This window comes from Allobacillus salarius, from assembly GCF_007559425.1.
Lineage (GTDB): Bacteria > Bacillota > Bacilli > Bacillales > Alkalibacillaceae > Allobacillus > Allobacillus salarius.
Window position 1 is genome coordinate 66139 of the sequence record NZ_VMHE01000001.1, and the last position, 13400, is coordinate 79538.

General features: G+C 37.7%; 15 protein-coding genes. All 15 read right to left on the bottom strand.

The genetic code is table 11. The features are described 5' to 3' along the window. Window positions 1-129 precede the first annotated feature (129 nt). Window positions 130-591 carry a DUF2487 family protein gene (locus FPQ13_RS00370; RefSeq protein ID WP_144087316.1) on the bottom strand — a complete coding sequence of 154 codons (462 nt, stop codon included), beginning with the start codon at window positions 589-591 and terminating at the stop codon, window positions 130-132. A gap of 15 nt (window positions 592-606) precedes the next feature. Beyond that, window positions 607-1155 carry a ReoY family proteolytic degradation factor gene (locus FPQ13_RS00375; protein WP_144087317.1) on the bottom strand — a complete coding sequence of 183 codons (549 nt, stop codon included), beginning with the start codon at window positions 1153-1155 and terminating at the stop codon, window positions 607-609. Between the two features lie 16 nt (window positions 1156-1171). Next, entirely contained in the window at window positions 1172-2425 is a 1254-nt protein-coding gene (locus tag FPQ13_RS00380; RefSeq protein WP_186279494.1) for a tetratricopeptide repeat protein, read from the bottom strand. A gap of 44 nt (window positions 2426-2469) precedes the next feature. Then, the gene (gene aroA / locus FPQ13_RS00385; protein WP_144087617.1) at window positions 2470-3729 is read right to left on the bottom strand and encodes a 3-phosphoshikimate 1-carboxyvinyltransferase; all 1260 of its coding nucleotides are present in this window, start codon (window positions 3727-3729) and stop codon (window positions 2470-2472) included. After that, window positions 3726-4829, bottom strand: coding sequence for a 3-dehydroquinate synthase (gene aroB, locus FPQ13_RS00390; RefSeq protein WP_186279495.1), 1104 nt, complete (start codon window positions 4827-4829; stop codon window positions 3726-3728). Before aroB ends, aroA begins: the two co-directional genes overlap by 4 nt. Further along, on the bottom strand, window positions 4826-5992 hold the full coding sequence (gene aroC, locus FPQ13_RS00395; RefSeq protein WP_144087320.1) for a chorismate synthase: 1167 nt from the start codon (window positions 5990-5992) through the stop codon (window positions 4826-4828). Before aroC ends, aroB begins: the two co-directional genes overlap by 4 nt. A gap of 15 nt (window positions 5993-6007) precedes the next feature. After that, window positions 6008-6781 carry a CheR family methyltransferase gene (locus FPQ13_RS00400; protein WP_144087321.1) on the bottom strand — a complete coding sequence of 258 codons (774 nt, stop codon included), beginning with the start codon at window positions 6779-6781 and terminating at the stop codon, window positions 6008-6010. Window positions 6782-6961: 180 nt separating this feature from the next. Then, window positions 6962-7408: a nucleoside-diphosphate kinase gene (gene ndk / locus FPQ13_RS00405; RefSeq protein WP_144087322.1), complete on the bottom strand. Its 447-nt coding sequence runs from the start codon at window positions 7406-7408 to the stop codon at window positions 6962-6964. 84 nt (window positions 7409-7492) lie between these two features. Next, a complete protein-coding gene (locus FPQ13_RS00410) occupies window positions 7493-8467 on the bottom strand; it encodes a polyprenyl synthetase family protein (protein WP_144087323.1) in 975 nt (324 codons plus the stop codon). A gap of 16 nt (window positions 8468-8483) precedes the next feature. Then, on the bottom strand, window positions 8484-9188 hold the full coding sequence (locus tag FPQ13_RS00415; RefSeq protein WP_144087324.1) for a demethylmenaquinone methyltransferase: 705 nt from the start codon (window positions 9186-9188) through the stop codon (window positions 8484-8486). A 13-nt stretch (window positions 9189-9201) separates the two neighbouring features. After that, entirely contained in the window at window positions 9202-9855 is a 654-nt protein-coding gene (locus FPQ13_RS00420) for a heptaprenyl diphosphate synthase component 1 (protein WP_144087325.1), read from the bottom strand. Between the two features lie 150 nt (window positions 9856-10005). Further along, window positions 10006-10278 (bottom strand): HU family DNA-binding protein, encoded by a 273-nt coding sequence (locus tag FPQ13_RS00425; protein WP_144087326.1) that lies wholly within the window; start codon window positions 10276-10278, stop codon window positions 10006-10008. 330 nt (window positions 10279-10608) lie between these two features. Further along, the gene (spoIVA, locus tag FPQ13_RS00430; protein ID WP_144087327.1) at window positions 10609-12087 is read right to left on the bottom strand and encodes a stage IV sporulation protein A; all 1479 of its coding nucleotides are present in this window, start codon (window positions 12085-12087) and stop codon (window positions 10609-10611) included. Window positions 12088-12242: 155 nt separating this feature from the next. Then, entirely contained in the window at window positions 12243-12953 is a 711-nt protein-coding gene (locus FPQ13_RS00435; protein WP_144087328.1) for a hypothetical protein, read from the bottom strand. Between the two features lie 14 nt (window positions 12954-12967). Then, a complete protein-coding gene (locus FPQ13_RS00440) occupies window positions 12968-13165 on the bottom strand; it encodes a DUF2768 domain-containing protein (protein ID WP_144087329.1) in 198 nt (65 codons plus the stop codon). Window positions 13166-13400 lie beyond the last annotated feature (235 nt).

Genomic DNA, 13400 nt, shown 5'->3' on the forward strand with positions numbered 1-13400 from the left:
TTCCCCCCTCTACCATCTGATGCAACGCATAGGGTCTTTCGAAACGATTATTTATTAGGACAATACAATGATAGCGTATCCCTTCATTACGGTCAATAAAAATCCTATTTCGACGAAAATTTTTCAAAATTAAGACCAACTTTCTTTGATTAATTCTTCGATATCGATAATTTGAGAGCGAATGACTTCACGAACCTCATTTGATTGAAGATTGCCACTTTTGATTGCAGGAAGCCAAACTAATTCACCTTCTATGGAGCTTGACTGTTTTCGCCATTGTTTATCGAATGTTAATAGGAACACTTCGTTGAAAGGTTGTTTCTTCACTTCTTGGATAACATGATTAATGCGTTCAATTTCATTATCAATCAAACTATTTTTTAAATAAGTATAGACTGGAAATAGAAATATTCTACCTTTCAATCGTTGTTCGAGTTGATGAGAGTATAAATTCATTAGCTCTTGTTGAAACGACGTCAGAACCATTTCTTGATCATCATGAATGGCATAAGGGACTAATGGAATGATTGCTGTATCGATATATTCCTTTTCTTGGATATACATTTTTATATCTTGTTCAATATATTTCATTTTATACTTCCCTCCTTATTCAGAGTGTTCTTTGTCAAGATTATTCAATAACTTGCTCCATTTCAAAAAAGCTTCTTCATCACCTTGGTCTAACGCTTCATTTATTCTCTTTTGCAATGATTTTTTTTCATTTTCTCGAGATGTCTCTTCTAAAAATTTTTCGATCGCATTATAATCCTTTTTTTCCAAGTAATAATCGTCGGGTAAATATGGATTCTCTTCTAGTACATCTGCATATTCAGCCGATTGCCGGACGTCTTCATATATAAATTCAATAAACAACTCTTGATCTTGATTTAAACGAATATCATGAAATGCTTTATCGACATCTGTCGTCACAATATGCTCTTTATAAAAACGGAATGGTCTACTTTCTTCTTCTTCCGTCGAAACAATGATGCTTCGTGGTGTCAAGTGAGCTTCATAGATAAAATGAATACCGTTAAGTAATTGTTCTCTTTTTAAAATATACTGAAGTAACCACACGACTTCCCTTTGCTCAGGGGGATGTGTGGTTAGGAACCATTCAATAAAAGCCTTTTTTCGCTCAGAAGGCACTTGCATTTCTTTACACCTGCCTTTATTCGTTAGTCAATCGACTGACAAAATCACTAACTTCTTCATCTTCAGGTCGGAATGTCAAATAAGCTTCCAACAAGGATAGGCTTTGTTCCCGGTTACCTTCTTCATTCATAAAGTAACCATATTCTTTCAGAAAGTCTGGCTGCTCTTTAAATGAAGGATAAGCCTTTTCGTAAGCTTGCTTAGCTTGGTCAAACAATTCCAATTCGATCGAAACTTGAGCCTTTCTCCATAGGAGGATGTCTGGGTAAGCTTCATAACTTAAAAGCTCATCCAACAAGTCGTTGGCCGCTTCATAGTCCAAATCATCTTCATACAGTTCAAGTAGTCGCTCAGCAGCTTCTTCAAATCCAGGATCTAATGAAAGGGATTGTTTTAAATAAGATTCTGCATCTTTACGATTCCCTAGCTCAACAGCGTACTCGGCTGCCAGTAAGTACAATTCGTTGTTGAATTCATCTTTTTGAATGCCTTGCTCTAATGCTTCAAAAGCTTCCTGAACAGCTCCTTCCTCATGTAAGGAAGTTGCCAACAATGGATATACACTTGTATAATCCTGGTCGATTTCGAGCAATTTTCGCCACGCTTCAATCGCTACTTGATATCTTTCCAATTGATACGCGGTATATCCATATTTGAATAGTTGATCTGGATGATCTAAAGTAATCATTTCATAATATCGTAACGCTTCTTCCCAATTACCTAATGATGAGAGTGATTCAGCAAGCCGTTCTTTCACATTGACGATAGATACCTCTTCTTCCATCCGTTCAATTCGTTCATAATATGGTATCGCTTTTTGAAATTCTCCATTTGAAAAAGCCAATTCAGCCAATGCTAAATCAATAATCGGTTCGTTTGGTGAAATATCTTTTGCTTCTAGCAATTTTTGTTCCGATACTTCAAATAAACCTTGTGTTTGATATAAATCGGCTAGTTGAACTAACGCCGGTACATAAGCTTCTTCTTCAGGACGAATCGTTTCCATTAATTCGATGACTTTCTCGTCATCCCCAATATCCGTATATATTTCGGCCAGTAGTAATTTAATGTGTGAGTCTTCAGGGTAAAGCAATAACATATCTTCATAGATTGCAATTGCATCATTCATTAATCCCCAATCTTGAAAAAGTTGGGCAATCTCAATTCGTTCATCTTCTCCAGCGCTCCGTTGGTATTCTTGTAAGAGTTGGATGGCGTCATTTATTTTATCTTGGTCTTTCAATTGAAGTGCCTGATTAATAATATCCATTATCTTCGGCCACCTTTCTTTCATTCTTTTGGAGAATGTATCGGTTATATGAATTCATTCAACTGTTCAAAGAAATTAGGGTATGAGATTTTAACACAGTCTTGATCATCAACCGTTACGTCACCACTCGTAATTAACGAAGCAATCATTGCTGTCATGGCAATTCGGTGGTCGTGAAATGTTTTGACCACTCCACCATGCAATCGAGTCCGTCCCTGTATGACCATTCCATCATCCTTCATCTGAATATCTGCCCCGAGTTCTTCTAAACCAAGTACAGTCGCTTTTATGCGGTCCGTTTCTTTAAATCGTAACTCTTCTAAATGATGAAAGTGAGACGTACCTTCAGCCTGTGTTGCGACTAAAGCCAAAATAGGGATTTCATCAATGAGTGTTGGTATTTCATCAATTTCTAATGACGTTGCATTTAATGTCGAGTATCGAACAATAATTGTTCCGACTGGTTCGTTCATCGCATCTAACTTTTCTATGATTTCGATGGATGCCCCCATTCGCTTCAATACGTTCAGAAAACCGATTCTCGTTGGGTTAAGACCAACATGTTCAATGGTCAATTCACTTCCTGGAGTAATGACTGCAGCTGCAATCCAATAAGCTGCTGATGAAAAGTCTCCAGGTACCTCGATGTTTTTTGCATGTAGCACTTGGTTTTCTCTTAATGTAATTGTACCATTTTTATCCTCGATATGAATTCCGTAGGCTTCAAGCATACGTTCAGTATGATCTCTGGATTTCGTTTGTTCAGTCACCGATACATGAACTTGTCCAGTTAGCGCTGCTAAGAGAACAGCTGATTTTACTTGGGCGCTAGCGACGGGCATTTCATAATCAATTTGCTTCAGCCTGCCTCCTTCGATCGTCATAGGTAGGTGGCCATCCCGTTGCAAAAATTTAAACTTTGCGCCCATCATTGAAAGTGGTTCAGTCACACGTTTCATCGGCCTACTTGATAAAGAAGAATCACCTTTTATTACTGTGCTAAAAGGCATGGCTGACAAAACACCCGCTAACAATCTGGCGGTTGTCCCTGAATTTCCGAGATCAATAGCGTTTTTAGCTGGTAAAAATTTTGAGGGTCCTTCACTTTCAACGATGACTTGCTGATTGCGTTTAGTAATTTGTACCCCCATCTCCTGAAAAGCATCCAGTGTACGTAAACAATCTTCCGAAAACAAGAAATTATCAATCACTGTCTTCCCTGTCGATAAGCTTGCTAAAATTGCAGCTCGGTGAGATATTGATTTGTCACCTGGAACGATGAGTGTTCCGTTAATACCGTTCATTTGAGCCAATTGAATTCACCCTGATTCCACTTTGTAATAAATTCATTGAGATAACTTTCCATTGTATAGACGTTGATATTTTGTAAGCATGGACTTCCAATTTGTTTCAAAAGAACAAGCTGCAATTCATCCTGCGTATTCTTTTTATCAAATTTCATGTTGTTTAGAAGCTCTGCACTTGTAACATCATCTAATTGTAACGGATAATCCATTTGCTTTACCCAATCCATCAGTCTTTGAAATGAAAATCCTTTCAGATGATTGAACTTCTCGTTCGATAACCATAGAGCAAAGATCATTCCAAGCATCACACATTCACCATGGGTACGCGAATTCATATGTGCCGCTTCCAATGCATGGCCAAATGAGTGTCCAAAGTTCAAGAATTTCCGAATACCCGTTTCTTTTTCATCCTTCTCTACAATCTTATTTTTCACTTGAATCGACTGTACAAGCAAATGTTTAAAATCATTTGAAGAAAGGTCAAAATCCACTTTAATCGAAGACAACAAACTATCATATAACTTCTGGTCTGCAATTAATCCATGCTTCACCATTTCAGCTAGACCGGAGCGTATTTCTTGCTCGTTAAGCGTTTGAAACATCTCGAGATCAAAAATAACTTGGTGAGGCGGATAAAAGCTACCGATGATGTTTTTCTTTCCGTCTAAATTAACCGCGACTTTTCCACCGATACTACTATCGTGCGCAAGAATGGTAGTCGGCATTTGAATGAACCCAATACCTCTAGCAAAGGTCGCAGCGGCAAAACCCGCTAAATCCCCAACGACTCCGCCGCCTAATGCGAGGATGGCTGATTTTCTTGTTATGCGTTGATTCAGCAAAAATTGTTGCAAACTTTTATATTGCTCCATCGATTTGGATTGTTCACCTGGCGGAATAACATAAACGTTAACTGGAAAAGATGATTTTAATTCATGTAAGCAATCATCGAGATAATATTTTTTTACATGTTCATCCGTTACGATGACGAGTTTTTCAATGGATGAATCAAGTAATTCCGCTAATTGAAAACGTAATCCTGAATCAATGAAAATTTGATAGTCACGGGATTGAGCTCTGACCGAAAGTCCAATCAAAATAAACGAGTCCTTTCTCTGTAATCTGCAACTGCCTTCTTCAATTGATCCATGAAGTCAGCTGGAAATTGATCTAAAATGGCATTAGCGACTTCCCAAGCAACCACATGTTCCATGACGACAGCTGCTGCTGGAACAGCACAAGAATCAGAACGCTCAATACTTGCCTTAAATGTTTCTTTCGTGTCAATATCAACGCTATTAAGTGGTTTATATAAAGTCGGTATTGGCTTCATGACCCCTTTTACGATGATTGGCATTCCTGTTGTCATACCACCTTCAAACCCACCTAAACGATTCGATTCCCGTTGATATCCATCTTGCTCATTGAAGCTAATTTCATCGTGCACTTCACTTCCGCGTTTGCTCGCTACTTTAAATCCTTCACCAAATTCAACACCTTTGAAAGCGTTGATACTCATTACACTGCCAGCTATTTTTCCATCTAGTTTTCGATCAAAGTGTACATGTGATCCTAATCCAACAGGTACTCCTTCTACATGCACCTCACATATACCTCCGATCGAGTCACCATCTTGTTTTGCTTGGTCAATAGCTGCTTTCATGTCTTCTTCTACTGAAGGATCAATAACGTGCAAAGCTGATTGATAGGAAATCTCTTGTTTTTCTTTCATCGTTAATTCAGGTCGGTCATTTGCTTCTACTTGATAGATTTGTTTGACGAAACCTAATACCTCAATACCAATCTCGCGTAATAATTGTTTGGCAACTGATCCTGCCGCTACCCTTGCAGCCGTTTCACGTGCGGAGGATCGCTCAAGGATGTTACGCATATCGCGTTGGTTATACTTCAATGCACCATTCAAATCAGCATGCCCTGGACGAGGCTTTGTTACTTGCCTACGGATTTCAGTATCGTTCGGCAAAGGATCTGCCCCCATAATATCAATCCAATGTTTATAATCGTCATTTTTCAGTACGAGACTGATCGGTGAACCTAAAGTTGAACCATGTCTGACACCTGAAGTGATCTCGATTAAATCTTTTTCGATTTTCATTCGTCGACCTCTTCCGTAGCCGCCCTGTCTGCGGATTAATGAGTGATTAATATCTTCAGCCAATAACTGTAAATGTGCTGGTATACCTTCAATAATCGTAGTTAGCTGTTTTCCGTGTGATTCACCTGCAGTTAAATAACGCATTGTCTAAGACTCCCTTTACATCTTTTGATAAAAAAATGAATCAATCGTTCGTAAGCCATATTTCTCTGGATGAAAAATTTGTTCTGTACTACCAACAAACAAAATTCCACCTTCATTCAAATGATTCGCAAATTGTGTGTATATCTCTGTCTTTGCTTCATCCGTAAAATAGATTAATACATTTCTACAACAAATTAAATCGTATTTACCTGTAAAGGAATCAGCGAGTAAATTATGTTGTTCAAAGGATATGACTTTTTTTAATTCATCGTTAACTTGATAAACTTTTCCATCATGATGAAAATATTTTCTTTTTTGTTCTTGTGTAACTTCCTTTAACGACCGTTCGTGATAAATACCTTGCTGCGCCTTATGTAATACAGTTTCATCTAAGTCGGTTGCTAAGATGTTCATTTGGTCCCAGCGTAAAAATTCATGCAATAGAATCGCTAGTGTGTATGGCTCTTCTCCAGTCGAACATGCAGCACTCCAAACGTTGATGCAATCTTTGTCTTTTAGTAAATCAGGGAGTAAATTGGATTGAAGCCGTTCCCACCTTAAACGATTGCGAAAAAATTCTGAGACATTAATTGTCATTCGGTCTAATAATTCCGTTAATAATTCTCGGTCATTCTTTACTGCTTTGAAATAGCTTGAGAATGTGTCGAAACCACGCTTTTCTCTTAGGGAAGTCAATCGACGTTTCATCTGTTTCTCTTTATATAATCCTAAATCAATGCCTGTTTGCTTTTTAATTGAACTTACAAATTCAGTATAATCATTCGTCACAACTTTTACTCTCTCCTACATCTGTAATACTTCTTATTATAAAGAAAATGGCGGTATAATGCTATTGTTCCATGAATCACCAAAATATTTAAAACTCGATTCCATGATGGTTATTATTGATAACAGGAACAGCAAAAAACCAGCTACAGATTGCAGCTGGTTTTCTGGACGTTGAAATGCTTAGTAAACCCAAGTATCTTGATTTTTTTGATAATCTACAAGTTCTTCATTTAGGAAGAATAGTTCGATTTCACGTTTTGCTGACTCTTCAGAATCAGAACCGTGGATAACGTTTTTACCTACTGTTAAACCAAAGTCACCACGAATAGTTGCAACGTCAGCATCTTGTGGGTTTGTAGCACCCATCATTTTACGTGCAGTTGCAATTACATTTTCACCTTCCCACACCATCGCAAAAACTGGTCCGGATGTAATGAAGTCAACCAATTCACCGAAGAATGGCTTATCACTGTGCTCACCATAATGTGTTTCAGCTAGATTTTGGGAGATTTGCATCAATTTAGCTCCTGCTAGTTTAAATCCTTTACTTTCGAAACGAGCTACGATATCTCCAACTAGATTACGTTGTACGCCATCAGGCTTAACCATAACGAATGTTCTTTCCATAATTAACACCTCTTCAATGTATTTATGCTATTTTTCAAACCGTAAAAAGTTTATCAAAGATTAACGAAAATTACAATTTAAATATCAATATTTACGCTTCCCTAAATAGATTGCAATTTTTCGCAACGTTTTTTTAATCGGATGTGATGGCAACTTTTCCAAAGCAATTAGTGCTCTGTCTAAATATGCGTCACTCCATGCATAAGCCTCATCAATCGCAGAAGAGCTGCCGATATCTTGTATGGTTTGGATGATTTGTTCCCGATTGTATGCTGTTGGATCTTTAAAATACGCTTCAATCGATGAAAGTGAAGCTTCATCCTTTTGAATCGCTAGAATCGTTGGCAACGTAAGATGTCCATTGAGTAAATCACTTCCAACTGGTTTGCCAAGTTCTTTTTCGGAAGCTGTAAAATCAAGTATGTCATCAATGATTTGATAAGCCATACCAATATAATAACCGAACCTTTTTAACTGTTTGATTTCTTCGTCGTTGCATTGTGACGAAATCGCACCAAGTTCGGTGCTAGATGCAATCAATAAAGCCGTTTTTCGCTTTATTCTTCTAAAATAACGGAATAAATTTTGTCCAATCATATAGCGGTCTTTTAGTTGTTCAATTTCCCCTAATGTTAGCTGATGAATTGTATGTGATAAAACAAGATGAAGTCTAGGTTCATCTAAATTCTGTAACAATTCAACTGCACGAGCAAAAATAAAATCACCTGTAAACATAGCGGTACCATTATCCCATAGATCGTTTACAGTTGGTTTTCCCCTTCGGATTGTTGCCCGATCAATCACATCATCATGGACAAGTGAGGCCATATGGATTAGTTCAAGGGCAATAGCGACTTCAATCACGTTTTTCTGCATCGGGGCACCAAATTTAGAAGCTAGCAATACAAATACCGGCCGTATCCGTTTACCACCAGCTTCCAAAAGATGACTGGATGTATGGCTGATCATAGAAGGTTCAGCAGAGGTTATCTCTTTAATTTTACGTTCAACTTGATCCATCTCTGGCTTGATCGATGATAAAGTCGCTGCAAGTTTCATCCGTTTTCACCTTTCTTTATTTAGTGCCTTTGTGCATAGCTGCTGCACCAAGTGCGTATGATTTCACTTGGACATTTTTAAATCCTGCATTTACAAACATTTTTTTCAATGTCGCTTTATCCGGAAAGTTTTTTGTTGATTCATTTAGCCAAACGTATTCGTCATAGCTTTTTGCAAATAACTTACCGAACAAAGGCATGATACGACGGAAATAAAAGAAATACAGTTGTTTATATATAGGTAATGTCGGTTGTGAGGTTTCAAGGCAAACGACACTTCCGCCAGGTTTCACAACACGGTACATTTCTCGTAAGACACGATTATAATCGGGAACATTTCGTAAACCGAATCCAATCGTTACATAATCAAATGAATGGTCGTCATAAGGTAGATTCATTGCATCGCCGTGAGTAAATGTGATGTTTTCAATTTGACGATCAGCAATCTTTTTCTCTCCGACAGAGAGCATATTTTGGCTGAAATCTAAACCAATAACTTTTCCGTCTTTTCCGGTTGCTTCAGACAGAGCGATTGTCCAATCACCAGTTCCACAGCATACATCTAAACAATCAGAACCTTGTTCGACAGCCATTCGCTTCATAACATCTTTACGCCAAGCTTTATGACGTTGAAATGAAATGATGGAATTCATTTTATCGTAACGGTTATAAATTTTTTCAAATACAGAATGTACTTTTTCGGACTTTGTTTGAGGGTCCATTGGTCTCCTACTTTCATTCACGATTGATCGAATCCTCTTCAAATTGAGATTTTCGTTCGAGCCATTTGTCTTTTACTTGGCTATTTCGTTTAATCATGTTTTCAATCCAGAATGGTTTTTGACTATAAACAAAATGATAAATGATTTGATTTCGTAAATGGTTATAGTCAGCAAGTTGATGATACAAAGCATAAGCATCATACAAACCGATATAAATCTCTTCTACTTTATTAAGAATTTCTACTACGGATAAACTTTCATTATGTAAAAGCTCAACCTTTGTACGATTAATTTGTTTAACAGGTTCTAGAAAATGCGCTAAGGCACTGAGTTCACCCGAACCAGACAACAGTTTATAAAACCAGGAACTATGATAGTCGCCAATTAAGGCATTCATTTGAATCGAGCCAACCATAGTATCCGTATGATTACTTTGTAAAAAATCAGACTCTACACGATCATGAATTTGTAATGAGATTTGCATGTGAATGACGGCATCAAAAATAACCCGTTCCCAATCATTCAATTCAGGTTTGATTTCCTGAAAAAAATGCAAATGCTGCTTCAGGCTGACCATGTCATATCGGTCTTCATTAACGTATGTATGTTTATATTTATCTATAAATGTTAGGACCAATTGATCCTGATAGTCATTTACTGAATTCAATTCAATCACCCAACTATACCGTTCTAGGACTCCTATGATATTTTAGCATGTTCGAAGCAAATTCGCTAACAAGAAGAAGAGAAAAATATATTAGACAAAAATAAAAAAAGGAGGTTAAACCTCCTTTTTAGGGATTTACCCTATGTACTGTTATTTCACAGCATCTTTTAGGGCTTTACCAGCTTTGAATGCTGGAACTTTACTTGCAGGGATATCAATTTGTTCACCTGTTTGAGGGTTACGTCCCTTACGAGCAGAACGCTCACGTACCTCAAAGTTACCGAAACCGATTAATTGTACTTTTTCTGATTTTTTCAATGAACCAGTGATTGCATCGAAAACTGCATCAACAGCATTAGAAGCGTCTTTCTTAGAAAGATCAGCTTGCTCAGCAACTGCATTAATTAAGTCTGTTTTGTTCATCCGTCTCACCTCCTCTCAAAGAGTGAGTAACTATATTAAATTGCATATTGTAGATTTTATACAATTGCAACTTAACAATAATTTTCCGCGAACTCGATCAATCTAGTTCGCTTTTTTGTGACGTTGTTTTTAGTTAACAAAACAATAGAAAGCCCGTAACCTTTGTGGTGCCTATATTTGACAGGCTCGCTAGCTGTATTTGAATAGTATCACAAGCATATCCACCTTTCAATATAAAAATGCCTAAAATACCTAATTTATCAACGTTTTAAGACATTTTTCTCATTTTAAGCAGAAAAAAAGCGACATTTCTCTGTCGCTTTTGTAAATTTATAGGATAATCGCAATCAATCCGCCGCTTCCTTCGTTGATGATTCGCTCGAGTGTATCTTTTAATTTATATCGAGCGTGTTCCGGCATGAGTGTTAACTTTGCGTGGATTCCTTCTCGTACGATCGAGCTTAATGAGCGTCCGAAAATATCTGACTTCCAAATTGATAACGGATCTTCTTCAAAATCTTGCATTAAATATCGGACGAGTTCTTCACTTTGTTTCTCTGTACCGATAATAGGAGCGAATTCTGATTCGACATCCACTTTGATCATATGAATCGAAGGAGCTACCGCCTTCAATCTCACACCGTAACGAGGACCTTGGCGTATAATTTCAGGCTCTTCTAATTTCATATCCTCTAAGGTAGGATTTGCAACCCCGTATCCCGTCTGCTTGACCATAGCAATCGCATCTTGATATTGGTCGTACTCTCTTTTGGCATCTGCATAGTCTTGGATTAACTCAAGTAAATGATCTTTCCCTCGAATTTCCACACCGACAATTTCATTTAATACTTGGTCATAAAGCTCATCGGATGTGTGAAGTTCGACTTCTGCAACCCCTTCACCCATCTCCATGCCGGATAACCTCGCATCAGTGACGAATTCATAATCGAAGAAATTACCTACCACTTGATCAACATCTCTCAAACGGCGAACATCTTTGACCGTTTCTTGAATCGCCTCTTGGAATTGTTTTCTGAGCCAGTGGTCATCTTTTAAGGACATCACCCAACTAGGAAGATTGACATTGACTTCAATAACCGGGAATTCAAACAATGCTTCTCGTAAAATGTTGTGAATATCATCTTCTCGCATTTCCTCAACAGATACTGGGATGACTGGGATATCATAAAGCTCAGCCAATTCATTACGGAGCTCGATTGTTTCCTGTTCATGTGGTCTCGAGGAATTAAGCACCATTATAAACGGTTTTCCTACTTCCTTTAACTCTTCAACTACACGAGCTTCTGCATCCACATAGTCTTCTCTTGGTATTTCTCCAAAAGACCCGTCCGTTGTCACGACGACACCAATCGTTGAATGTTCTTGAATGACCTTTCTCGTCCCAATTTCTGCTGCATCAGGAAACGGTATAGCTTCTTCATACCAAGGCGTATGAATCATTCGCGGTCCATTCTCATCTTCAAACCCTTTTGCTCCATTCACCGTATACCCTACACAATCAACTAATCGAACTTTGACATCCAAACCTTCATCAACGGAGATTTCTACCGCATTATTCGGTATAAACTTAGGTTCTGTCGTCATAATTGTTTTTCCGGCTGCGCTCTGAGGTAGTTCATCTGTTGCGCGATCACGTTCATCTTCAGATTCAATGTTCGGTAAAACAATCTGATTCATGAATTTTTTGATGAACGTAGATTTACCTGTTCGCACAGCACCAACAACACCTAGGTAAATATCTCCGTTGGTTCGCTTAGATATGTCATGAAACACGTTGAAATTATCCATCTTATCCCTCCGACCTTTTATACAGTATCGATTAACTGTTATTCATATGCACTATTAACTTATGACGTTGTCCTACTTGAATATGCCAGAAACCTATAAAAAAATAGAGATCCTACAGTTTCCTTAGTAGAATCTCTATGTAATCAAATGATCGGTTATTCGGATTGTTTTAAAATAATTTCTCCATTTTCCATAAACATCGCTGGTGAATACGCAGGGGCTATTGGATAATGCTCTGCAAGGAGATAGCGAAGATCTCCTTCATATTCCTCTATACCTTCTTCTTCCATTAATTGATATACATCCGGTCTAAAATCGACTTTCGCATCTCCACCTTTACCAATGACAATATCTAACTCTTGCCCGGTATAAGGACTAGTAACTGTGTAACCATCTTTTAATCGTAGTTTTTCTCGGTCTATCGAGAAAATCCCGTTACCAATCCGCTCACCAAATGGAGCGAAATCATTTTCATTTCGATATAAATTGATTTGATAATTTACTGTTCTTAATTGTTGAGTTATTCGTGCATCCACTACTTTTACTTTTGGATCTTCTTCTGGGTTAATTAGAACATAGGAATACTTTCCGCCGCCTGCAAATGAATTACTAGGCACTTCACCCATTATTCCTTTTTCCCTCAATACCTGAAAGTCAATAGGATATTTAATAAAAATTGGTGTGTTTTGATCTTTCGTTTCAATTGGTAAAAGTCCATTGGTTGTTTCTCGGTATTCATCAACAGCTTCTTGCACCCGATTTAATTGCTCATCATTCGTTGCCTGGTTTTCAGTAAGCTGATTATTCGGATAAAGACACCCGGTTAAAAGAATACTAGAAAAAACCAATAATAGAATACGCATCATTCTTCATCCCTCATTTATTCGGTAGGTCCACTTAGAACAATATAGAAAATAATGATTGCTCCCACAACCAAGCAAAGATAAGCTGTCAGAGAAACGATAAATCTTAATACACCAGATAACTTATTTCTAGCCAAGATGATTAAGCCTGTTGCGGCAAAGAGTAAAATCATTCCTCCAAAAGATATGTACATATTTAGCATTGATTGAGACATGTTACAACCTCACTTTCTTCCTCAAAGATTATATCATATTCTTTCATACGCTTATAAGTAATGAACTTGAAAGCTTTGTGAATTCTCAAGGCATATATCCATATACAGGTTAAAAAATATCCAGTTTTTCAATCCTTGCAAAAGAAAAAAGAGGTGTAGGGGCGTACACCTCTCAGACTAATTCCTCACAAGCAGCTCATCACTCTTTCACCATATCATATGACAATCGCGTGGG

Coding starts and splice junctions, on each gene's coding strand:
- aroA (WP_144087617.1), bottom strand. CDS start 3,729: ATGAACGGTATTAACGGAACACTCATCGTTCCAGGTGACAAATCAATA.
- spoIVA (WP_144087327.1), bottom strand. CDS start 12,087: ATGGATAATTTCAACGTGTTTCATGACATATCTAAGCGAACCAACGGA.
- FPQ13_RS00415 (WP_144087324.1), bottom strand. CDS start 9,188: ATGGACCCTCAAACAAAGTCCGAAAAAGTACATTCTGTATTTGAAAAA.
- FPQ13_RS00425 (WP_144087326.1), bottom strand. CDS start 10,278: ATGAACAAAACAGACTTAATTAATGCAGTTGCTGAGCAAGCTGATCTT.
- FPQ13_RS00380 (WP_186279494.1), bottom strand. CDS start 2,425: ATGGATATTATTAATCAGGCACTTCAATTGAAAGACCAAGATAAAATA.
- FPQ13_RS00440 (WP_144087329.1), bottom strand. CDS start 13,165: ATGTCTCAATCAATGCTAAATATGTACATATCTTTTGGAGGAATGATT.
- FPQ13_RS00410 (WP_144087323.1), bottom strand. CDS start 8,467: ATGAAACTTGCAGCGACTTTATCATCGATCAAGCCAGAGATGGATCAA.
- ndk (WP_144087322.1), bottom strand. CDS start 7,408: ATGGAAAGAACATTCGTTATGGTTAAGCCTGATGGCGTACAACGTAAT.
- FPQ13_RS00435 (WP_144087328.1), bottom strand. CDS start 12,953: ATGATGCGTATTCTATTATTGGTTTTTTCTAGTATTCTTTTAACCGGG.
- FPQ13_RS00375 (WP_144087317.1), bottom strand. CDS start 1,155: ATGCAAGTGCCTTCTGAGCGAAAAAAGGCTTTTATTGAATGGTTCCTA.
- FPQ13_RS00370 (WP_144087316.1), bottom strand. CDS start 591: ATGAAATATATTGAACAAGATATAAAAATGTATATCCAAGAAAAGGAA.
- aroC (WP_144087320.1), bottom strand. CDS start 5,992: ATGCGTTATTTAACTGCAGGTGAATCACACGGAAAACAGCTAACTACG.